The sequence below is a fragment of the Bradyrhizobium sp. Pa8 genome (assembly GCF_052588265.1).
In genome coordinates, this window is record NZ_CP176767.1 from 3,307,411 (window position 1) to 3,332,313 (window position 24,903).

Consider the following 24,903-nt stretch of genomic DNA (forward strand, 5'->3'; position numbering starts at 1 on the left):
GCAATGCGAATGGGCGGCGCATCGTTCGTGAACGATGCGCCGCTCGCTGGTTCATGCCGCTTTGGCGTCGACGCTGCCGATCCAGTTGCGGGCGAGCGTGACGTCGGCCTGCGACAATTGATGGCCCGCCGGCAGGACCTTGTGGTCGACACGCGCTCCGGCTTCCGACAACAGCGCCGCAAGCTTTGCCGAATTGCTCGCCGGCACGATCGGATCGGCCTGCCCGGACAGCAGCAGGACAGGCTTGCCGCCAAGCTCTGGCTTCGGCGGATCCGACAGCGGCACCATGGCACGCAGCAGGATCGCGCCTGCCAGGACGTTCGGCTTCAGCAGCAACAACGCGGCTGCGATGTTGGCGCCGTTGGAGAAGCCGACTGCAACGGGAGCGGCAATGCCGTATTGCTGCCGCGCATCCGCGACGAAATCGGCGAGCTCCAGCGCGCGCCGGCGCACGTCGTCCTCGTCGAACACGCCCTCGGCGAGGCGACGGAAGAAGCGCGGCATGCCGTGCTCGAGCACGCGGCCACGCGGCGAGAGCAGGGCAGAGCCGGGCGAGATCATGTTGCCGAGCCCGAGCAGGTCGTTCTCGTCACCGCCGGTGCCGTGGAGCAGGAGCAGCGGAGGGGAGCCCGCCCTTGTCGCGGGCTCGAAACGATGGATGAATGGGCTCTCGGTCATGACGCGCTTTCTTCCAGGCTCGGCAGAACATTTTCGATCTGCTTGCGCTGCGCTTCGAGGAAGCTTGGCAGTTTCAGGTCACGTCCCAGCGTTGCGACCGGTTCATCGACAGCGAAGCCGGGGATATCGGTCGCGATCTCGAACAGCACGCCGCCGGGCTCGCGGAAGTAGATCGAGCGGAAGTAGTTGCGGTCCCTCTGCTCGGTCGGGTGCAGGCCGTGATTGCTCACGAGCTTTTGCGCCATCCGGCCCTGCTCGGCGTCATCGGCCGCGCGGAAGGCGATGTGGTGGACGGAGCCGCCGCCCTGATGTCCGCGCAGAAAGCCCTTGGCCTCGTAGATGTCGACGACGCTGCCTTCGGCATCGCCCGGCGCCTTGAAGCGGATCACCGAGCCCTCGCGTCCGGTCTCCTTGAAGCCGAACACGTCGGTGAGGACGGCAGCCGTCTTCGCCGCGCTGTCGAGCAGCAAGGTCACGCCGTGGAAGCCGCGGATCGCGTGCTCGGCCGGGACGTCGCCATTGCTCCAGCCGGGCTCGTTCTCGGCACTGGGGACACCCACAAGCGCGAGCGCCATGCCGTCAGGGTCGGTGAACGGCAGGACGGACTCGCCAAAACGCTTCTCCAGCGCCTCGTAGGCGATGCCCTTCTCGGTGAAGCGCTGCGTCCAGTAGCCGAGCGAGCGCTGCGGCACGCGGAAGGCGGTCTGATGGGTCTCGCCGACGCCGCGGCGGCCGGCGGGCACGCCGGCCCAGGGGAAGAAGGTCAGGATGGTGCCGGGGCGGCCGGTCTCGTCGCCGTAATAGAAATGATAGGTGCCGGGATCGTCGAAATTGACCGTCTTCTTGACGAAGCGCAGGCCGAGATCCCTTGTGTAAAAGCCGAAATTGCGGATGGGATCGCCGGCGATCGCGGTGACGTGGTGCAGTCCAGACATTGTCGTCCTCCAGAATTCGGGGAGCGGTCTTGCTCTAGGTGGAAATATCGTTCCGCTTTGGATTGGAGACAATCCATGCAAATATGACGTCTATGTCTACGATTTGGAAACAATCGGCGGGACCGGCCCTTGGATAAGGTGGCTAGCCTCCGGGCCTTCGTGAAGGTGGTCGAAAGCGGCAGTTTTGCCGAGGCGGGCCGGCAGCTGCGGCTGTCGCGCTCGGCGATCAGCAAATACATCGCCGACCTCGAGGAGAGCCTCGGCGTCCAGCTTCTGAACCGGACCACGCGCCACGCCAGTCCGACCGAGAACGGCCAGCGCTATTTCGAGCGCGCGGTCGTGATCCTCTCGGAGATCGAGGCCGCCGATCAGGCGGTGGCGCAGGCCCAGTCGGCGCCGCGCGGGTTGTTGCGCGTCAACGCGCCGATGTCGTTCGGCACGATGCGGCTCGGTCCTGTGCTGGCCGATTTCATGGCGCGCTATGGCGAGCTTCAGCTCCAGATCGTGCTCAGCGACGATCTGCTCGATCCCGTCCAGGACGGCTTTGACGTGACCTTGCGGATCGCGGAATTGGAATCCTCGAGTTTGATCGCGCGAAAAATCATGCCGGTGGCGCGGATGATCTGCGCTTCGCCCGATTATCTCGCGCGTCACGGCACGCCCAGGCATCCGCAGGACCTGCGCGAGCATGCCTCGCTCACCTACGGCTTCCTGCTGACCGGCAGTCAGTGGAAGCTCACAGGCAGCGACGGGGATCACTGGATCCAGCCGGCCTGGTCGCTCTGCGTCAACAATGCCGAAGTGCTGCGCGACGTCGCGATCAAGGGCAGGGGGCTCGCGCTGCTGCCCGAGTTCATCGCGGCTGACGCGTTGAAGAAGGGCGAGCTGCGGACGGTGCTGGACGACTATTCTGCGCCGCCGCTTGCGCTCTACGCGGTCTATCCGCCGACACGGCACTTGTCGGTGAAGGTGCGGCTGTTCATTGATTTTCTGGTTGAGCGTTTTAGCGGCGACGAGGCGCGTTGAGGCCAAGCGGCCGATGTCTGCCGGGCCCGGGAAGCGGGGCGTGAGGCGATATCCCCTTCGGGCCACAAGCCGACATTCTTGCGATGATTATCCGGCAAGCTTTTCAAGAAGCGCGTGGACAGCGAACGCAACGATTGGAAGCACGACGATCGCCGTCAAAAATCGTTGCTTCAGATATTGCCTTTGCTGATCATCCCTGGGGAAAACCTCCCAGATCAAGTGTTCCCATAAGCTCGTTCGAGGTGATGGCCTAACTCCCCGGACCCAAAGCGAGCCATGAACGATCGTTAGGCTGATGATCAGCGTCAACGCTAAAAACAGAAAACCCCTGGTCTGCAGCAATCTCGCCCCTCTCAGTCCCGCACAGGGTGGCTGCGCTAATTTGTCCGCGGCCTGTTTGAGCGCGTCCGCCAAGCTTGAGACAAGCGAGTTCGATGCGAGGTGTCAATGGCTGGAGATCTCAGTCTTCGGCCCCGCGCGCTGCTCGGCGGGTCGGAGCAATTCGTCGAGCGCGCTCATCGAGGCCTTCTGGAGCGCGACGAGCTCGCGCGCGGCACTCTGGCATTCGGGCGCGGACATCGAGGCTGCCGCCAGCTCGACGTCGCGGCTGCGCTCGAACAGGCGGACAAGGCCGAGCGCGCCGGCGGCGCTGCCGAGCTGGTGCGCGGATCGCGCGAGCTCGTTGTGATCGCCGGCCGCGGCGGCCTTGGCGATGTCCGTGATCAATTTGTCGCTGGTCTCTTGCAGCAAATGATGGAGCTTTGCGATTTGCGCGGGGCCGAGCAGCTCTCGCTGGTCGTCGAGGAAATGCCGGTCGATCAATGCGCCTGCAGCGAGTTGCGCGGCGGCCGGCTCATCCGGGGCGTCCTCGATCGCCTCGCGCAGCGCGTTGATCAGGATCGGCTTGCTGACGACCTTGGCGATGCCGGCGCCGGCGAGCCGCTCGCGGGCGCTGGTGGAGACGTCGGCGGTCACGGCGATGATGCGCGGCATTTTTGGCAGATCGAGCTTGCCGATCCGCGAGGCGGCCTCGACGCCGTCCATGTCGGGCATGTGCAGATCCATCAGGATGATGTCGAAAGCCTGATCGCGGGCAAGCGCAATGGCCGACGCGCCGTCTCTCGCAATCGTCGCGCGATGGCCGAGCCGGTTCAGGATCGCTTCGCCGACCTCGCAATTGACGGGATCGTCGTCGACTAGCAGCACGCGGAGCTGCCGCGATGGCGGCGGGACCGCGCCTTGCGCCACGCCGCTTGCGGCGCGGCCGAGCGGCACTTGAAGCGTGAACGTGCTGCCCGCGCCCGGCGTGCTCTCGACCGTCAGCTCGCCGCGCATCAGGCGCGTGAGCCGGCGCGCGATCGCAAGTCCGAGGCCGGTGCCGCCGAACCGCCGCGCGATGCTGTCGTCGGCCTGGACGAAATCGTCGAAGATGCGCTCGTGCATGTCGGGCGCGATGCCGATGCCGGTATCGCGAACGGTGATGCGCAGCAGGACATGATCGTCGCGTTGCTCGGCAGCCGCCGCGAGCGCAATCCCGCCGTGCGGGGTGAACTTGATGGCATTGCCGATCAGATTGAGCAGGATCCGGTTGAGCCGGACCGGATCGCCGTGCACGGATGTGTCGACCGTCGCATCGCAGGCGAGGTCGAAGGTCAGGCCCTTGCCGAAGGCTTGCGGACACATCAGCTCCGCGGCGGTCTCGATCAGCTGGTGGAGGCGGAAGTCGCGCGTCTCCAGCGTTTCGGTGCTGGCCTCCAGGCGGGCATATTCCAGGATGGCATCGACCAGCGCGATCAGCGTTTCGCCCGATGCCTCCGCGGTCGCGAGGTGGCGGCGCTGGGCCTCGCCGAGGCTGCCGTCGTCGAGCAGCTGCAGCACGCCCATGACGCCGTTCAGCGGCGTGCGGAGCTCGTGGCTGACGACGGCGAGGAAGCGCGACTTGGTCTCGTTGGCCAGCACGGCGGCCCTGCGCGCGCGCTCGGCCGCGTCATGCTCGGCCAGGGCGTGGTCGCGCGCCTTCTCGAGCTCGGAGGTGCGCTCGATCACCTTGCGCTCGAGCGTCGCGTAGGATTCGCGCAGGTGAGCGGCCATCCGGTTGAACTGGTCGCCGAGCGCTTCCAGCTCGTCGCCGGTCTTGATCGCGAGCCGCAGGCCGAGATCGCCGCTGCCGATCCGCCGCGCGCCCTGCGTCAGGATCTGGATCGGCACGGTCATGCGCCGGCTGAGCCAGAGGGACACCAGGACCGCGAAGGCGAGCAGGACGACCAGGAGAAACGTCGCGCGTCCGATCGATGCATAGATCGGGGCGTAGGCTTCGCTGAGCGGAAGCTCGACGAACACCAGCCAGCCGAGCGAGGGGACCGTCGCATAGGTCGAGAGCACGCGCTGGCCTGACAGATCCTCCTTGACCAGGCCGCCCGAGGGCGGCCCCACGCCGTCGAGCGCGGCGCGCACGTCCGCATGCCCGGAGAGATCGCTCCGTTGCAGCGCCGGCCACAGATCGGGATGCGCGATCAGGACTCCCATGCGGTCGACCACATAGGCCTTGCCGGTGTTGCCGACCCTGATCCCGGCGACGAGGTCCCAGATGAAGCGCAGATTGACGTCGGCCACGATCACATTGGGATTCCGCCCGGTCCCGCGGGTGGCGAGCGTCATGAACGGCTCGGTGTCGCCCAAGAAGTAGACCGGCCCGTAATAGGCCCGGCTTTCATTGGCGCCGCGGAAGGCCGGCGAGGCCGAGAGATCGGCCTTGCTGCCGACCCTGTCCGCGACACGGCGCGACACGCGCACCTGCTCGCGGCCCTGCGAATCGAGCTCGGCAATTTCCGCGATCGCGGGCGAGAGGCGCAGGAGCCGGATCGCGTTCAGGCGGTCGTCTTCGTTGCTCGACAGCTCCGGAGGCAGGCGCGAGAGCCATCTGATCTGGTTTTCGATCTGGCCGATGAACTGGCCGATCTGAATGGCCGCGCTTGCGGCCTGCTCGCGCTGGGTCGCCGCGAGCAGCTGCTTCTGCTCGCGATAGGAGAACCAGATGTCGAAGCCGGTGTTGATGGCGAGTGCGGCAAAGGCGAGGGCGACGATCGAGTAGAGATATTTTCGGAACAACCGGCCCGGAGGCGTCGGCAAATGTTCCTTGTCGATCGCCTCGTTCACTCGCGGATCTCGTCGGCGCGCGCCAGCAGCGTGAACGGAATGGTCAATCCGAGCGAGCGGGCGACCGTGCGGTTGATCAGCAGCTCGTATTTCCGCGGCGATTGCACCGGCAGATCCCCGGCCTTGGTGCCGCGCAGGATGAGATCGACGTAGTCGGCCGAGCGCACCTCCAGCGTCGGCCCGTAGCTCATCAGTCCGCCCGCATCCATGAAATAATGGAACGGATAGATCGTGGGGACGCGATGTTTGGCCGCCGCCGCCACGACCGCCTGACGGTGGATCACGAGGAAGCTGTCGACCAGCGCAACCATCGCCGCCTTGGGCGATTCGGAAAAGCGCCTGATGGTTTCGTCGATGTCCGTTGGCGCATTGACGGGCGCGGGGGCCACGGACACCCCTGAGGTCGCGGCCTCCTGCTCGATCGAGTCGAGGAAGAAGCGCCCGGCGCGCGGCGTGGTCGTCGGGTTGAAGAGGACGCCGACGCGCGCGAGATCCTGCACCGCCTCCCGGATGAGCTGAAGCCATTTGCCGCCCATTTCGGCGGTGCTGTTGGTGAAGCCGGTGACGTTGCCGCCGGGATGCGCGAGGCTTTCGACGAAGCCGTTGCCGACCGGATCGTTGGCGGTCGCGAAAACGATCGGGATGGTTTTGGTGGCGGCAAAGACTGCGGCGGTTTCGATGGTCGAGCCGGTCAGGATCACGTCCGGCTTGAGCTCGAGCAACTCCTGGACCGCGGTCTTGAGCTTGTCCGGTCCGCCGAAGGTCGAACGAAGTTCGAGGCGGAAGTTGACGCCTTCGACCCAGCCTCGCTGCCTCAAGCCGACGATGAGACCACCAAGGCGCGAGGTCGGGCTGTCGGTCATGCTCCGTCTGGTCAGTTCGTCGTCGAGCGGCAATCCCGTCAGCGAGGCAACGATCCGCATGCGATCTGACGTTGCGCCGAGCGCAATCCAGCCTGCGGCGGTTGTGCCCGCAAGGCGAATGAAGCCGCGGCGATCGAGCGCGAACGCGGAAGGCCGTTCGGTCATGGAGTTCTTTGCACGATGGTCTGTCCCAGCCGGATGCTTAACGCGAAAGGGCGGTGTCCACAATTGATGAAAAAATGCGCTTATGAATGTTCATTCGCAGCATTCGGCAGTCCGATACCGTATTCCTACCCGGCCAAAGAGTCGCTGTTTCGAGCTTTGTCTGCTCCGTGACGATCTGCAACGCATTGTGGCGTTGCAACATTTTCCGTCTCGTTGAGACGACGGTTCGGAGAAGTCGATTTCTGAGCGGCTGATTTTTTGAGGCGTTGTTTCAGGTTTGTTTCGAAGGTTTTCGATGCGCAAAATCTATCTTCTTCCGGCCCTCGTGGGCCTGCTGACCTCAGTTGCAGCCGGGCCGCTCGCGGCTCAGGGAGCGGTGCCGAAGCAGAAGGCTGCGCCGGCACCCAGAGCCGCCGCTGCCGGTGCGGCGCCAGCTACCGCCGCCGGTGCGCCGGTCGCTGCTGCGACCGAGACGCCGACCGCCGGTGCGGACGACAAGACGACCAAGGCGATCGACGGCTTCCGCTCCGCCAAATTCGGCATGAGCGAAGCCGACGTGCGCGCGGCGATGATCAAGGACTTCAACGCCAAGCCCGACGCCATCAAGGCGCAGGACAACGCGTCCGAGCTGACGCACAGCATCCTCATGTCCGTTCCCGAGCTGCTGCCGAACGGCGGGACTGCCGAGCTCTCTTATGTGTTCGGCTACAAGTCCAAGTCGCTGATCCAGATCGGCGCCGTCTGGTCGAAGGGGACCGACACGGCGATGACGCCGGAGAAGCTGTTCTCCAACGCCAACATCCTGCGCGCCCATTTCATGGGCGAAGGCTTCAAGCCCGATTCCATCGCGGTCAACATGCCGGTTGCCGGCGGCATCGTGATGTTCCGCGGCAGCGACGCCAAGGATCGCTCGGTGATCCTGCTTTTGCAGGGCACGTTCGAGAACAAGGAGAACAACCAGCGTGTGCTGACCCCGACCAGCCTGCTGCTGTTCTACGTGGCCGACGCCAAGAGCCCCGACATCTTCAAGCTGCCGCCTGGCCAGTTCTGATGCCGGACGACCTCACGACATTCTCCCACCCGGTTGTGGATCGGCGCGAATGCCGATGAAGAGGATCTGAAATGCGCGGACCATCTGCGACGCGACACAATGACGAGCTGACGACGCTGCGGGGGCTGGCGCGCTTCCGTTCGATGTCGCTGCTCTGCGCGATGCAGATGGTCTTCCTGCCGGTGTTCAGTGTCCGCCTGCAGGCGCAGACGGCGAACGTGATCGTTCCTGATGGACGCACCGGCACCAGCTTGCAGACATCAGGCGGCGTCACCAACGTCACAACGTCGACGATTTCGGGCAACAACGCCTTCAACTCGTTCTCGCAGTTCAGCGTCGGGCAGGGCAACACCGTCAATCTGCAACTGCCGACCGGCACCCAGAACCTGGTCAACATCGTTCGCGACGCCCCGGTCTACGTCAACGGCACGCTGAACTCCTATATGAACGGCTCGATCGGCGGTAACGTCTATTTCGCCGACCCCAAGGGGTTCGTGGTCGGCCGTTCCGGCACGGTGAATGTCGGCAGCCTCAACGTCTCGACGCCGACGCGCGAGTTCACCGACAGCCTGATCGGCGCGGGCGGGCAGATCAACCAGTCGGCGGTCGGCAATCTGATGGCGGGTTCGTTCCCGGTCTCGCCCGACGGCAACATCCGTATCTATGGCCGCATCAACGCGATCGACGGCGTGCGTCTGACCGGGCAGAACGTCTTTGTCGGCGGCGCCACCCAGCGCGACATCGCCAATCTCGATCACGCCGCGAAGTTTGCGGCCTCCGTGAACTCCAAGGGCCTGCGCAGCGCCAGCGCGATCACCGTGAGCAACGGCTCGATCCATATCGGCGCCGTCAACAACGCCAGGATCAACGGGCGCCTGACGGCGCAGAGCAAGACTGCGACGCCGAGCAACATCACGGTGCAAGCCGGCAACAACATCGATGTCGGCAAGAGAGCCAATCTCAACATCGCAAGCGCAAACGGTAATGCCGGCGAGATCCGCCTGAAGGCGGTGCAGAACCTGACGGTCGCGGGCGGAGCCAAGTTCGACGCCAGCGCGAAGATGGGCAATGCCGGTCTCGTCGATTTCAGCGCGAACGGGATCATCGACATCGGCCGAGGCATCAAGGTCAACCTCAGTGCGGACAACGGCAAGGCCGGCACGCTGCTGATCGACCCGACAGACGTGGTCGTCGGCGATACCGCCCAGGGCGACACCGGCGTGACGCTGTCGAACAGCTCGATCGTGAATGCGCTCGCCGGGCTCAGCGCCGGTGCCGACTACCTCATCCAGGCCGATCATTCCATCACGCTCGCCGCGCATGCGATGATCGATGCCCGCCGTCTCGATGGCTCCGGCCATTCGACCGGCAACGCCAACAACGTCATCATCGACGCGCCGAACATCGAGATCATGAACGGCGCGCAGATCCTGGCCCAGTCGGTCAATTTCGGCGGAACCACTTACGCCGACGGTAATGTGACGCTGAGGGCAACGGCGAGCGACATCAAGCTGTCAGGCCAGGCCACCGCCGCGACGGCGATCACGGTCGACGGCAAGATCACCGGCGGCATCATCTCGATCAGCGCGACCTCGACGGCCGTGTCGAGCTTCCTGAACGGTTCCGTGGCCGGTGATTTCGCGCTTGTCGGCTCGACGCTCGCCGCCTCGGTGCTCGGGCTCAATGGTGGTTATGTCGCGGCCAGCGCCTCGGCGGTCATCAACATCAACAGCCATGCCGACATCAACGGCCGCGGCGACGTCACCGTTTCCGCGCATGCCACGGAGACCGCCTCCGATCCGGCCGTCGCGTCCACCTTGCTCGGCAGCCTGACGCCGGTCGCGGCCGGTGTGGTCGTCGGCAAGATTGACGGCACCGCCACGACCAACGTGGCCTCGGGCGCGACGATCAACGCCGGCGGCAACCTCGAGATCAAGGCACTCAACGACGCGACCGTCGCCGTCTCTGCCCTCGCGGCGTCGACGAGCGCGCAGATCGTCCCGACGGTGGCCTATTCCACGGGAACGGTGACGACGACCGTCAATGTCGCGACCGGCGCGCACCTTGCGGCAGGCACGGTGAACAACGGCAGCACGCTGAAGGTGCGCGCGATCAACAACAACTCGTTCTCGACCAGCGCAACGTCGGTTGCGGCACCCGGGACGGGCGCGAGCGGCGCCGTCGGCGGGGCGTTGGCAATCAGCGACATCACGACGTCCGCGACCGCAACACTCGGCGCATCGCTCGGAACCGACATCAACAACCGGATGAATGGCTCCGTTCTGGTTGAGGCTACGTCCGACACCACGATCAATTCCACAATGGCTTCGTCGATCGCCGGGCTGCCCGCGCTGATCGCGGCGATTGAAAGAGGACTGCGCGCCGTCACCTCGCCGACGTCGATCATCAGGGACCACATGGGGTCGCTGATGCCGCTGAACTTCGATTTCAAGGTCGCAGCGGCGTTGTCGATCGCCAACAGCACCCAGAGCGCGACCGCTGCAATCGCGCAAAATCCGAGCGGCGGCGCGCCCAGCATTTATGCGAGCGGGAATGTCGCCGTTGCCAGCAATGTCATCGATCGCGGCGTTCGCAGCAACGCGACTTCAAGCGCGATCACGAAGGACCCGGTGTCCGGCGAGAGCACGGCAATCAGCGCGGCGGTTGCCTGGGGCAATTTCACCCACAATTCGAACGCCTATGTCGGCAATGGCACGCTGATCAACGCGGCCAATATCGCCGTCGATGCCACCACCGAACTGCCGATTACCAACACCTGGCTGAAGTGGGACGGGCTGGGTGCGGTTCTGAGTCATCTCAACGGCAATCTCGGCGTCGGCGGCAACATCCTGACGAGCTACGCCAATGCCACTGCGGATGCCGGCGACACGATCGGGATCGCCGGTTCGTTGAACCATTTCGTCGTGAACAACAACACGACGGCGTGGGTGGCCGGCAGCGCGAGCCTGACGGCGATCTGCGCGACCGCGGCCTGCGGCAGTGGCACCGGCTGGTCGGTCGGGATGGATAATGGCGACGTCCACACCTACAACGCCAGCCTCCAGGTCGCGGCCACCACCACCACGGCGTCGATCGACGCGGCCGGCAATGTCGGCACGCTCGGTTTCCTGTTCGGCAACACGTCGGGCGGCTCCTCGGTCGGCGGTGCGCTCAATCTCGTCCAGTTCAACACCAACACCATCGCCGGCGTTTCGGACCGCGCGACGCTGCGTGCGGCGGACGATATCGCCGTCAACGCGATCACCTCGGACAAGTTCGTCGCCGTCGCGCCGTCGTCCGGCAAGGCGGCCGGCACGCTGGCGCTGAACGGCATCACCTCGCTCGGTTTCCTGAACAACACGACGCATGCGTCGATCTCGAACCAGGCCACCGTCTATGCGCCGACCGTCGGCATCCTGGCGCAGCAGGACCTGTCGGTCGTGACGCTGTCCGGCGCGATGAGCTATAACGGCAGCGGCGGTTCAGCGGTTGGACTGTCGGTCGCCTATCTCGGCGCAAATACCGACACCTCCGCCTATGTCGGCGACAACCATTCCGATATCCGGCCGGGCGTGTTCAGCTCCAACGATCCGTTTGCCGGCACCAGCGGTGGAAGCGGGGCGGTCAATGTCGACAATCTGACGCTGAGCGCGACCACTTCGGGGCGCATCACCGCGGCCGCCGTCGCTGCAGCCGTCTCCGACCCGGCGTCGTCGAGCTTCTCCGACAAGGCGGGCGCCGCCGGCGCGGCCTCGACCGGAGGGGCCGCCGGGGTGGCGACGGCCGCGAGCAAGATCGGTTCGACTTCGGGATCGAGCACCAGCGGCTTCAGCCTCGATCTCGCCGGCAGTTCGTCGGTGAGCGACGTCTCGCTCGGCACCAGCGCCTACATCAAGAACACAACGGTCAACAAGTACACCACGACCGGCACTGTGGTGACCAATACGATCGTCCAGGCGCTCAACGACACCATGCTCAACAATGGTTCCGGCTCCGCGGCGCTCAATCTGGCCGGAGGGTCCGCCACGGGGGCTGCGATCGGCGGCGCGATCGCGTCGGCGATGTCGAACAACGCGACGCTCGCCTATATCTACGGCACCACCATGAACAATCAGAGTTCGGTGACGGTGCAGGCGCTCAATGGCGGCTCGGAGACCGTCGTCGCCATCGGCGTGGCGGGATCGAAATCCAATTCGGCGTCGCTGTCGGCCTCGGTCGGCATCATCACCGACAGCGCCAACGCTTATATCGAGAGCTCGACGATCACGGGGCAGGCGACCGGCGTCAACCGCGCGCTCGAGGTCGACGCCTACCAGACCACGAATATCGCGATCGGCGGCGGCTCACTCTATCTTTCGGGTGGCCAGGCTGGCGTCGGCATCGGATTGACCTACGCGTCGATTGCCGATCCCACCGGCGGAAACGCGACCGACGCGCACATCCGCACCACATCGATCTCGAATTACGACACCCTGCTGGTGATGGCCGACAGCGCCAGCGTGATTGCGGCCGGTGCGGCCTCGGGCGGGGGAGGGGCCAACGCCAACGGACTTGCCGGCGCGATCGTCGTCAGCGAGATCTCGCCCACCACGACCGCCTATATCAGCAGCGGGGCGACGGTGAACATCAATGTCGGCCGCGTCACGGTGCTGGCGGACAGCGGCGCCGTCTCGGCGCTGGACACGGCGCTCGGCAATCTCGTCAAGAAGTCGAACAACAATCTGCTCGCCTCCGACACCTGCACGGTCGCCGGCGGCACCGGCGGGCAGAACTGCATCGACTTCGGCGCGGCCGCGCTCAACGGCGGCACCGGCAACGGCCCGGGCGCCAGCATCGTCTCCATTGCGGGCCTCATCCAGGCCGGCAAGAACAATGTCGGCGCCTCGATCGTCTACAACACGATCGCGACGACGCACTCGGCCTATATCGCCAACGTCCTGATAACGGCCGGCAGCAACGGCAATGTCAGCGTGAGCGCGGTCGATTCCTCCAAGATCCAGGCGGTCACGATCGGCTTCGGTCTTGCGACCGGACAGTTTGCGGGCGTCGGCGGCACCACCATCAGCTCGATCGCCAACACCGTTTCGGCGGCGATCGGCAACAATTTGTCCAGCGCGACGCAATCGTCCGTCACGGCCAAGAACATCTCCGTCAACGCGACCGACAATTCCAGCATCACCGGGACCGCCGCCGTCGCGGGCGCTTCGACGCAGGGCAGCGCCGCGGGCCTCGCGCTCGTCAACAGCAGCATCGCCAACAATGTCAGCGCCACCGTCACCGGCTCCAAGCTGGTCGCCTCGGGCAATGTCGGGGTGGGCGCAAACTCGAACGCCAGCATCTCGACCGTCGCGGTCGGTATCGCGATGTCCTCGCAGGTCGGTCTTGCCGGCTCGGTCGCCACCAATCTGATGGGCACCAACGTCACCGCCAGCATCACCGCGGCCGGCACCAACGGCATCAACGGCGCCGACGTCACCGCCACTAACAATGTCGGCGTGATCGCCGGCAACAACGACAAGGCGGCGGTGTTCGCCGGCGCCGTCTCGATCAGCAAGGGCGCGGCCGGCGGTGCCGGCTCGCTGGTGACCAACCGGATCACCGGAACCACCGCCGCCTATATCGGCGGCGCAAACACCAAGGTCGACGCGCTCGGGACCAGCTCGACCGATACGCTGTCGGTCAACAACGGCACGCTCGTCCATGCGTTCGACCTCGGCACGGCGCATGCGCCGAGCGACAGCACGCCCGACCTCTCCGAGAACCAGGACACCGTGCGCGGCCTCGCCGTGGTCGCGAGCTCGCACCAGGCGGTCACGGCCAATGTCGCTTCGCTCGCCGCGAGCAGCGGCATCGCCATCATGATCAACCCGATCACCAATGTGATGAGCGGGGCGACGCGGGCCTATATCGACAGCGCGTCCATCGACACGCGCCTGAGCTCGTCGACGCTCAAGCCGCAGATCGAGGTCGCCGCGTCGAGCTTCTCCTATTCCGGCACGTTCGGCGCCGGCATCGTCCCGCCCACCGGCAACGGCGGCGGCGGCGCCACCATCATCTCTACGACGATGGCGCGCGATACCTACGCCTATATCACCAATGCCACGGTCGGCGGCGTCCAGTCGTCGAGCCCGACGGTCGGCGCGGTGACTGTGAAGGCCAATGCCGAGCAGGATGCGTCCTCGGTCGCGGTCGGCTTCAACACCGGCTCGGTCGGGCTGAACGTGTTCCAGGCGACGACGGAGGCCTATGTCGACGGCGGCGCGCTGACGGCGTCGTCGCTGACGGTGAACGCCAACAACAACACCGGCATCTTCTCCGCGAACGGCTCCGGCGCCTATGGCAGCCAGGCCGCGATCGGCGCGGCGTTCCTGGTCCAGGTCTCCTCCAATCGAACGCTCGCTTATGTCGGCGACGAGTACCATTACGAGGGCGGCAGTGCGCCGCACACGACCGCGCTCAATCTGAGCGGTGCGCTCGACGTCGAGGCCAACACCAAGAACCGTTTCGAGGCCTATGCGATCGGCGGCGCGCTCTCGACCGGGACGGCCGCGATCGCCGGCATGGCGAACATCGAGATCGCCAACAACACCACCATTGCCGGCGTCTACGACACCACGCTGCAGTCGGTGACGGGTGGCGCGGCCGGCGCCGTCACGATCAACGCCAACGAGGACGTGGCGATCAAGGAGATCGCAGGCGCGCTCGCGATCGGCGCCAGCGGGGCGGGCGTCGGCGTCGGTGCGGCGGCCAACGTCATCGTCTTCAAGAGCAAGACCACGGCGGAAAGCCGCAACAGCAATCTGAACTCGTCCGGCGCGATCAATGTCGGCGCGCTCAGCACCAAGGAAGTGCTGTCCTATGCGGTGACCGCCGGCATCGGCGGCAGCGTCGGCATCGGCGCGACGGTCGGCGTCATCATCATCGGCACCAACACGGCCGATCCGGACACGCAGGGGCAGCAGACCGGCCAGCTCAATCAGAACGGCAACGGCACCATCGCGGCCGTCAACAGCCGCACCAGCACCTCGCACGGCAGCGACGCGGTCGCGAGCGGCACGGCCGGCAGTCCGAACGGCGCGAACGTCACCTCGACCTACGACGTCAGCAGCGTGCTGACCGGCGGCAATGACGGCGTCACCGCGCAGATCGCGGGCGGCAACGTCACGGGCACCGAGGTCAATGTCGGCGCCACCAGCGCCAACGCCGCCAAGATGTACCTGCTCGGTGCCGGCTTCGCCAAGAACGTCGGTATCGGCGCCGGCATCGGCTACACCAGCGTCAGCAGCAGCGTGCTGGCCAATCTGAGCGCGATCGTTTCCGCGCCGACCGTCAACGTTGCGGCGGTCGTCAAGGACGCGAGCACCGGACCTTATGGCGGCAAGACCATCGACACCGAGGCGATCGCCGGCGGTGCGGCACTTTACTTCGGCGCGCAGGCGGCGGTGGCGGTCGGCAACGTCGCCAACACCGTGACGGCCCAGCTCGGCGGCCAGATCACCGGCACGGGCGGCAACGGCGTCGCCGTGATGGCGCTGGATTCGTCAACGCAGGTCGTCTTCACGGGCGGCGTCACCGGCGGCGCCGTGGCGGTCGGTGCTTCGGTCGCGTCCGCGGGACGATCGAGCTCGGTCGCGGCGAAGGTTCTCGACGACGCCGTCGTCAATAGCTCGACGCTGGCGGTTGGTGCGTCCGGCGCCGGCACCTTGACCACGACGGCAACGGCGCTCGGCGGCGGTATCGTCGCGGGCGTCGGTGCGGATGCGGAGGCCCACGAGAACTCGTCCGTGCTGGCAGAGATCGGCAGCGGTGCCGAGATCACGACGTCCGCAACCGGCGTCGGCACGCTGGTGTCGGCCTCGATCACGCCCAACCTGTCGAGCGAGGCGATCGGCGTTTCGGTCGGCGGCGGTGCCGTCGGCGTTGCCATCGCCAAGTCCACGGTCGGTGCCACGGTGACGGCCGATGTCGGCGACGACGTCAGCTTCTCGGGCGGTGCGCTCGCTGTGACCGCCATGGCGCTGGTTCCGACCGGTGGCACGACGACCTGGGCCAAGGCGCTAGCCGGCGGCGGCGGCTCGCTGATCGGCGCGCAGGGCAGCCTTGCCCAAGCGTCCGAGAACGCGACGGTGAACGCCTATGGCGGGACGGGGATTACGCTGCCCAACGCCAATGTGACCATCGCGGCTGAAAACGACAGCGCCCAGTACGCCGAGGCGACCGGCCTTTCGACCGGATTCCTGGCGATCGGCGCCACCGTCGCGCAGACGTCGTCGAGTGCCCACACCTATGCCTATCTGGGCGCGCCGGCGGACATGGATGCGCTGAACCACGGCGCGTACACGGGCATCCTCCGGATCACGGCGACCGGCACCGACACCAATGTCTCCTCCGCGTTGGTAGGTGCGGGCGGTACCTATGCCGGCGCGGCCGCAGTCGCCACGACCAGTTCGACCGCCGTGACCAACGCGCGGTTCGACGGCGGCACGAGCGACGACACGCTCTATTTCGGCGGCCTCCGCATCAATGCCATCCACACCACGAATTACGCCGCGAGCGGCGACGCCTACCAGGCGTCGACGGCCGGCGTGTCCGCCGGCAAGGCACAGAACGACGTCGACTCGACCACGACCGCCGAGATCGGAACGCATCTGATCATCAATTCGGCGGGCGGCAACATGGTCGTCATCGCCAACGACATCGTCAACCAGGGCGGCGGCGGCGCGCGTTCGGGCTCCGGCGGCTCGTTCTCCGGCGCGGCCGCGCTCAGCACCTCGACCGTCACCCAGACCGTCAACACCAATATCGGCGCCGGCACGGTGCTGAGCCTCAACGACGATCCGCTCACGTCGGCGGCGTTCATCAATATCGAGGCCTACAACACGCTGAACACCAACGACACGGCGAGCCTGGCCACGGCCAGCTTCTTCGCCGGCGGCGGCGCCGAATCCAACATGACCGCGAATGCCACGCTCGCGGTCAACATCAATGCCCGCGAGCTGTTCAGCGCCGGCAAGATCTATATCGGCACGGCCGCGAAGATGGCGGCGGCGAACAATGCCAATGCCAGCCTCTACGGCGCGATCGCGGGCGTCGGCGCCAGCACCAATACCTGGGTGCATGCCAACCAGTCCGTCAATGTCGGCGACGGCGCGAAGATCGTGGCCTGGCGCGACATCAACATCTATGCGGGCCTCGCCGGCGACGGCAGCGTCTTCAGCAGCGTTCAGGCGACGGCGACGACGGTCGTCTACAACAACACCGCCATCCCGATCTCCGCGCTCTACCGCGGCACGGCCAATGCCGACGACACCACCAGCCTGACGCTCGCCCCCACCTCGAGCGTGCTCGGCGCGCGCGACATCTATCTCGGCGCGACACAGGGGCAGGTCACCGCGGCCGGCAACGGCAGCAACTACAATCCGTATCTGGACATCTTCAGCGCCAAGAACAGCGACAACCACAGCCACACCAGCGGAACCGGCGATGTCGCGCTCAACGGGCTGGTGGTGGCGGGCATCAACAACGATCTGACCATCACGATCGACCTGGGTGCGAGCACGCCGACGCTGAGCACGACCAGCCCGTACTCGTCGCTGACGAACGGCACGTCGCCGGTCCTCGAATATGTCTCCGACGTCAATCACTTCAATCCGACGATGAGCTGGAACCACCAGACGGTCCAGTACACCGTCGTCGGCAACTTCAATCCGTACCAGCTGGTGGTCAACCAGCTGGCGACGCTGACAGGCCTGACCGCAGCGCAGGTCCGCTCGCAGCTCGCGGCGGCGACGCCGACGTCGCCCGCCACGATGTCGCCGTCCGGTACCGATCCGACCGGCGACGTCCAGCGCCAGATCGATACCCTGATCAAGCAGGCGCCGTTCACCTCCGACGCGCCCGGCAACGCCTTCGCGTTCGGCGACATGATGGTCTCGGCCGGCAACGTCTCGATCCTGGCTCAGAAGCTGACCGGAAACAGCGGCACGAACCCGGCCGCGCCGGCGGTGATCGCGCGCAGCTCGCCGTTGATCAAGATCGAGAACAAGGGCCTGGACTTCATGAGCCTGGCCAACCTCACGGTCACCGACGTGACCGGAGGAAACATCACCTATCGCCAGATCGACCATGTCGACCCGGATTCGCACTCCAACGTGACCTTCACCGCGATGCCGAGCGCGACGCCGGTCATCGACATCTCCGCGACCTACAACCGCCTCGATCCCGACAGCGGCCAGGGCATCGACCAGAACGGCAACGTGCTGACCCGCACGCCCGACATCTATTTCAACGGCGCCGTCAACAACGGCAACGGCCTGCTCAAGATCGTCAACAATCTCGGCAGCGTCGTCGCATCGCAGTCGCTCAGCGCCGCGACCGTCCAGATCGTGGTGCCCAAAGGCACCTTCACCTTCCTCGGCGGCCTCGGCAGCTTCTACGACAGCAGCAGCGCGGTCACCTCGCAATGGGAGACCACGGAAAACCGGCCGGAGGACGCGCTGACGGCGGTGATGACGGCGGCGACCTATCTCGGCGCCTACGGCGCCTACGAGTCCGCGCCGCATATCGGCTCGGGGGGCGATCACCCGTATTTCTATTATTGCTGCGCCAGCGGCAGTAGCGGCATCTATGCGCCGGTCGGCAACGCCGACGCCAGCACGATCTTCACGGCGCGCATGCTGATGACGTTTTACGACGGCGTCTCGCTCTACTCGTCGATCTTCCTGCCGGTGGGCTCGGGTGCGCCCGGCAACGGCAATCCCAACGCGGGCAGCGTGCCGAGCGTCGCCACGCTCCAGCAGATCGAGGGGCCGACCACTCAGGTCATCTCGACTGCGCCATGGGAGAAAACGACCTATGACGGGCGGAATGTCTACGCGGATAGCGGTCCGTACAAGACGCCGTTTAATTGTTCGGGATGCTCGGCCTTCTTCCAGGTCATCAACATCCAGCCGGATGCAATCACGCCGAAGACCGCAAATACGCCGGCGACGGCGACGGCCACCCGGACCATCACCGGCCAGGCGGTCATCATTTCGGCGTCGGTGATCAACATCAACGGCACCATCCAGGCCGGCTCGAGCAGCAATTACTCGGTCAACATCGGCGCCGATGCGTTGCAGCAGGTCACGAATCTCAAGAGCAACAGTGCCGCCTTTGCACAGGCCCAGGCCAACGCGCAGAACGGCAGCTATGTCGAAATCTCAGGGGCCAATCTGACCACGTCAGGCGCCGGCGATACCAAGATCGGCGTGAGATACAACGCTCTCACCGACCAGTTCATCCTGAACGGCGTGGTGCAGGGCGCGGGCGGTTACGTCTACCTGAACGGCAAGATCATCTCGACCTCGACCGACAGCACCCAGACCCAAGGCAACATCGAGATCAAGGGCGGTGCCGGCACGATCACGGTCAACAACACGACCGGGCTTGCGCTCGTCACCAACACCATCAACACCGGTGCCAGCGCCCAGAGCGTGGTCGAGATCGTCGACCAGCTCAAGGGCAAGACGACGTGGTGGGTCTACGATCCCAAGGCCGCGAGCAACCAGCAGGTGTCGCGCTACGAGGTCAACAGCGTCAATGCGGCCGCGATCGACCCGTCGATGCTCACGGCCAGGACCGGTACGGCAGGGATCCAGTACGCGACGAAGGAGAACATGCTCTATCAGTGGGTCGACACCGCGACGCTGGATCGTCCGACCACCAGCACGCAGTTCGACTACGGCTGGGCCTTCACGCCCAATCAGACCACCGGAGAGAACTGGACCCGTACCACCAGTCTGGTTTCGGGCACGCAGAGCACCAATTACCAGAAGGTCACCACCGCTACGGGCAGCTATCACTGGGCGGGGGGGACAAATCCGGACGGATCTCCCGTTGGACTCAACACCCACGTGGAAAAGTGCTGCGGCGCGGACGCCCAGTTCAACTGGTACCAGGCAATCTATGATCACCTGACGCTGACGCTGACCAACACGGTCAAGGCGTCGAACCCGATCAATATCAAGTTCACCGGCGGTGGCAGCAGCGACGTCGTGGTCAATTCGACCTCCGGCATCGTCATCAACGGGTCGATCAATAACCTCCAGGGCACCACGACGCTCGCCGCCACCGGTGCCAACTCGTCCATCACGGTCGGTGCGAATGCCAACAACCCGGTGATCTCGGGTACCAGCGTGACGCTTCGGGGTGACGGTGGCATCGGCTCGCTCGGCACCACCAAGGCCCCCGTGCAGGTGCAGATCTATGGCGGCAGCCTGACCGCCAGCTCGATCGACCGCGACATCGCGATCTCGGCGATCGGCGCGCTGTCGATCAACCAGGTGAAGGTGAATGCGGCGGGCGCCACGCCGCAAGGCAACGTCTTCCTGTCGGCGACCGGCGACATCAACTCGGCCTCGGCCTACAACGTCGCCACGCCCGTCGTGATCGGCAAGAACATCGAGATCAACTCCACCTCCGGTGCGATTGGCGCGACGAGTGCCGTCGTCAACGGCGCGTCGACCCTGACCAACATCAATCCGCTGGTGATCCAGGCGACCGGGACGGTCCAGGCGGGCGGCGCCGTCGACGGCGGCGTTCTCGACAGCGCCTCGGCGACCGGCACCTACATCGTCCAGTCCAAGGGCGACCTCCGCCTCGGCACGATCCAGTCGACCGGCGGCCCGGTGTTCCTGGAGGCTGCCGGCTCCGACGGTAACTCGGCCAGCATTCTGAACGGCCGGGCCGCGGTCGGTCTCACCCAGGCGCAGAGCCAGCATCTGCAGAGCGTCTGGACGAGCCTCGACCTGCTCAGCGGCAACGCCGCCACCAACGCCGTCAACAGCTACCAGTCGATGGTGACGTCGGCCTACAACGACTACTTCCAGCTCAAGAACATCGCGTTCCAGGACGGAAGCACCTACAACCCGACCTCGGTGGGGTTGACGGTGCTGCGGGCGCAGGTGGCTGCCAAGCTCGGCATCGATCCCGCCAACGTCTCGACGACGGACATGAAGGTCGAGGCCACAACGCGGTTCCTGCGGGACCAGTTCCTGCTCGGCAAGATCAGCACCGCCGAGCTCAAGAGCTCGCTGACCACATTGCTCGGAACCGCGCCCGCCGACCCGCTGGGGACGGTGTTCGGCAGCTCGCTCTCGACGACCCTGTTCACCAAGCTGTTTGACGGCGTGACAACGGATCAGCAGTTCCTGCCGACCAACGCCGCGCTCCAGGCCGCCCTGCAACCGGGCCACTTCAACTCGAACTACAGCTACACGCTCGCATCGACCGAGCGGGTCTATGGCATCATCACCGCGGGCTCGCAGTGGACGCAGAGCCAGCTCGCCTACACGGTGTCGTCGTCGGCCGTCGGCGCGGCGCCGCCGCCGATCGACGAGAACGTCGTGGCCAATGTCAGCGCCAACCAGATCATGCTCTACGCGCCGCGCGGCTCGGTCGGCAATTCGGCCGCGCCCCAGACCTTCACCTTCACCAGCGTCGATTCCTCGTCGCTGACGCCGGAGCAGAGGGGATTGCTCGCCACCGCCGGTCCAGGCCAGCTCACCGTCGGCGCGGTCACGGATCCGACGACCCATGTCACGACCTATACAGTCAGCCTGTCGCAGCAGAACCTCGTCGTCGTCGACAACCCGATCGCGATCTCGGCCAAGGCGCTGACCAATGTCTATCTCGGCAGCAAGAACAGCCTCGCGCTCGGCGGCGTCACCGCGAATTACGGCCCGATCACGGCCGCGCAGGCCAACGGCATCGAGGTGACCGGCCGCGGTGACGTCAAGCTTGACGCCGTGACCAGCATCTCCGCCAATGTCGGCGGGGCCGTGATCTCCGGTGATATCGCCAACCTGACCCTGATCGCCGAGCACGGCAATGTCGGTGCCCCCTCGGGAACCGCCGGAAGCAACCCCGCGACCAATACGAACGCGCTTCAGATCGCGTTCGCGGATCCGTCCAACGACCAGCTCGACCAGGTCTCATCGGCGCAGGGCATCTACGTGAAGCAGACCACCGGCGATCTCGTCCTCGGCAACATCGCCGCCGGCAATGCGATCCAGCTCGCCGCGACCGGCAGCATCTACGCCGAAGCCGGCTTCACCGACCGTTCGGCGATCCATATCCTGGGCACCGACCTCGACCTGCGCGCCGGCGGCAGCATCGGCTTCAACGGCTCGACCTTCCAGCCGCTGCAGGTGAACATCTCGGGCGCGGTGACCGGCTCGGCGGTCGGCGACCTCAGCCTCCTCGCCGTGACCGGCGACCTTGTGGTCGGCACCAGCGGCCCCTCCGGGACGTTGACGGCCGGCGGGGCGCTGACGCTGAACGCTGCGCGCGGCGCGCTCACCATCAATGCCGACATCACCAGCGGCGGCCTGATGCAACTGCTCTCCAACCGCGGCATGACATTCGCGGCCGGCACCAGCGCGGCGCCGGTGGTCGCGACCAGCAGCTCGGACGGCGTGACCCTGGTTGCAGCGACGCTGTCGATGGGCGCCTATTCGGCCATCAATGCGGCCAAGGTCATCACGATTGTCACGACGGGCGACGCGATCCTCGGCCAGCTCAACACGCCGCTGTCCTATGCCGCGGCCGGCAATGCACCGTCGATCATCGTCAGCGCCGGCGGCGTGGCGTCGGCCGGTGCGATCCTCGGTAATGGTGACGGCCAGACCACCTTCATGACCTCCGGAGCCGGCGCCAGCCTCGACCTCACGGCGTCCAACGGCATCGGCAGCGCGACGCGGCGGCTCAACTTCAATGCGTCGCTGTTGTCGGCAAGCACGTCCGATGGCGGCATCTATCTCCAGGCCTTGACCGGCATGGAAGCGACCCTGCTGTCGGCGCTGAAGGGCAACGTCGACCTGATCGGCACCCAAGCGCTCACGATCGACCGGGTGCTGGCAGGCACGGCGACCGGCGCCAGCGGCAAGTTCAACGCCGTCATCGACAATGGCAGTATCGTCATCGGCACGGTCGACAGCAGCGGCTCGCAGACGGTCCACGCCAGCCAGAACGTGACGTTCAAGTCGCTCACGGCCACCGGCTCTGCCAGTGACGTCGGCAACATCAATGTCACCGCCGACAACGGCTTCATCCTGGCGCAGACGGTGATGTCGGGCGGCGCGACCACGCTGGGTTCGGTCTCGGCCCATGGCTCGGCGACGCTGCTTGCGGCCACGACCATCACCGGCAACACGCTCGCCGCCGCGACCGGCTCGGGCCTGCTGACCGCCAGCGGCCCGATCAACTGGAACGTCCTCAACACCGGGACGACGCTGGGCGCGACCGCGGGGCAGGGCAGCATCACCTTCCAGACCGCGCAGAGCGGCGGCACGCAGACCATCCGCGCCCACGACAATGTGACGTTCAATGCGCTGACGACGACCGGCATCACCGGCGATGCCGGCAGCATCAACGTCACCGCTGACAACGGCTTCATCCTGGCGCAGACGGTGACGTCTGGCGGCGTGACGAGCCAGGGCTCGGTCTCGGCCAACGGCTCGGCGACGCTGCTTGCGGCGACGACCATCACCGGCAACACGCTCGCCGCCACGACCGGCTCGGGCCTGCTGACCGCGAGCGGTCCGGTCAACTGGAATGTCCTCAATGTCGGCACGACGCTGGGCGTGACGTCAAGCCAGGGCAGCATCACGCTCCAGACGGCGCAGAGCGGCGGCACGCAGACCGTCCACGCCCACGACAACGTCACCTTCAACGCGCTGACCACGACGGGCATCAACGGCGATGCCGGCAGCATCAACGTCAACGCGGATAACGGTTTCATCCTGGCGCAAACGGTGATGTCGGGCGGCGTGCCAATGCTGGGCTCGGTCTCCGCCAATGGCTCGGCGAGGCTGATCGCGGCGGGGACCAACACCGGTCATAACCTCACGGCCACGACCGGCAACGCAGTCCTGAGCGGCACCGTCGTTCGTTGGGATCATCTCAACGTGGGCGGCACGCTCGACGTCACCGCGACGGCCGGAGGGATCACCGTTGGCACCGCCGTCAGCGGCGGCACGCAGACCCTGCATGCCGTAAACGATATCGTCTTCAGCCAGCTCACCACGACCGGTATCCCGGGCGATGCCGGCGACGTCGACCTTCGCTCCGACGCGGGAGCGATCCGCGGCGGATCGATCTCCGCCAACGGCAATACGCGCTTTAGCTCGGTGGGTCCGCTCTCGCTCGACCGGATCAGCGGCGACGTCGTCAAGTTGAGCTCGACCGGTGACCTGACGATCCGCTCCATCACCGCGACGAAGGGGGTCAACCTCGCTGCGGCCACGATCAACGTCAACATCGAGCAGATCGGCTCGACGCCGCCGATCCCGCTGGTTATGAACGTGACCGGCTCCGACGGCGGCGCTGCGACCTCGGCCCACATCTCGATCGACGCGCCCAGCGTCATCTTCGACCAGTTCAAGGTGGTGGACGCCAATGTTCTGACCAATGCGCATGCGGTCACGATCCTGAACGGCTATGTCCCGGGCCAGCTCATGCTCACCACCGCGACCCAGCAGGTGTTCCTGAACAACCGGACGCTGGCGCCGATCAATGGGCCGACGCTCCAGCTTTACCAGCCGGGCGGCGTGTTCACGATGAGCCAGATCGGCAACGCCAATGTCAGCAACGCCTATGTGGTGTTCTACACCGACGGCGTCTCGGCGAGCGTCACCAACTATGGACCGGGCCACACCTGCTGCTACGACTTCACCGGCGCCAGCATGATGCGCAACATCCCGGTCGACGGCGAGGGCAAGGAGAGCATCGAGACCTGGCTCGCGAAGAAGGATGGCGGGACGTTCTATTTGCTCGGCCTCTCCGGCCAGGCGCGGCTCGATGCGCTGCTGACGCCGCGTCCGGTCGAAACCATCGGCTCCGGTCCCGCCGTCAACATCGAGGGACTGAACGACCTGCGCAAGCTGCGCCGTCAGGGGCAGCGCGTGGGTCGCCCGGGCTGGAAGGATGCGGCGGTCGAGACGGCGAAGCCGTCCGTTGGCCGTCTCGCACAGGCATGGTAACGAGATTC

Annotated in this window: 7 protein-coding genes; 3 read left to right on the plus strand and 4 right to left on the minus strand. The window is 65.9% G+C overall.

Going from position 1 to position 24,903, the window contains the following annotated elements; translation table 11 throughout:
• Nucleotides 1–51: 51 nt before the first annotated feature.
• Together ACKWRH_RS14860 and ACKWRH_RS14865 are read right to left on the minus strand one after the other, a co-directional pair.
• Nucleotides 52–678, minus strand: coding sequence for an alpha/beta hydrolase (locus ACKWRH_RS14860; RefSeq protein WP_445221149.1), 627 nt, complete (start codon nucleotides 676–678; stop codon nucleotides 52–54).
• Nucleotides 675–1,613, minus strand: coding sequence for a ring-cleaving dioxygenase (locus tag ACKWRH_RS14865; protein WP_445221150.1), 939 nt, complete (start codon nucleotides 1,611–1,613; stop codon nucleotides 675–677). The genes ACKWRH_RS14860 and ACKWRH_RS14865 overlap by 4 nt, the downstream gene beginning before the upstream one ends.
• Before the next feature lie 129 nt (nucleotides 1,614–1,742).
• Here ACKWRH_RS14865 and ACKWRH_RS14870 point away from each other — a divergent pair, with 129 nt between their 5' ends.
• Nucleotides 1,743–2,639 carry a LysR substrate-binding domain-containing protein gene (locus ACKWRH_RS14870; protein WP_445221151.1) on the plus strand — a complete coding sequence of 299 codons (897 nt, stop codon included), beginning with the start codon at nucleotides 1,743–1,745 and terminating at the stop codon, nucleotides 2,637–2,639.
• Nucleotides 2,640–3,083: 444 nt separating this feature from the next.
• On the opposite strand, the gene ACKWRH_RS14875 is transcribed toward ACKWRH_RS14870, so the two are convergent.
• Nucleotides 3,084–5,795 (minus strand): ATP-binding protein, encoded by a 2,712-nt coding sequence (locus ACKWRH_RS14875; protein ID WP_445221152.1) that lies wholly within the window; start codon nucleotides 5,793–5,795, stop codon nucleotides 3,084–3,086.
• Nucleotides 5,792–6,823 (minus strand): ABC transporter substrate-binding protein, encoded by a 1,032-nt coding sequence (locus tag ACKWRH_RS14880; RefSeq protein ID WP_445221153.1) that lies wholly within the window; start codon nucleotides 6,821–6,823, stop codon nucleotides 5,792–5,794. Before ACKWRH_RS14880 ends, ACKWRH_RS14875 begins: the two co-directional genes overlap by 4 nt.
• Before the next feature lie 295 nt (nucleotides 6,824–7,118).
• On the opposite strand from ACKWRH_RS14880, the gene ACKWRH_RS14885 reads away from it, so the two are divergent.
• Nucleotides 7,119–7,874, plus strand: coding sequence for a hypothetical protein (locus tag ACKWRH_RS14885; protein WP_445221154.1), 756 nt, complete (start codon nucleotides 7,119–7,121; stop codon nucleotides 7,872–7,874).
• A gap of 71 nt (nucleotides 7,875–7,945) precedes the next feature.
• Nucleotides 7,946–24,895 carry a leukotoxin LktA family filamentous adhesin gene (locus ACKWRH_RS14890; protein ID WP_445221155.1) on the plus strand — a complete coding sequence of 5,650 codons (16,950 nt, stop codon included), beginning with the start codon at nucleotides 7,946–7,948 and terminating at the stop codon, nucleotides 24,893–24,895.
• Nucleotides 24,896–24,903: the final 8 nt, after the last annotated feature.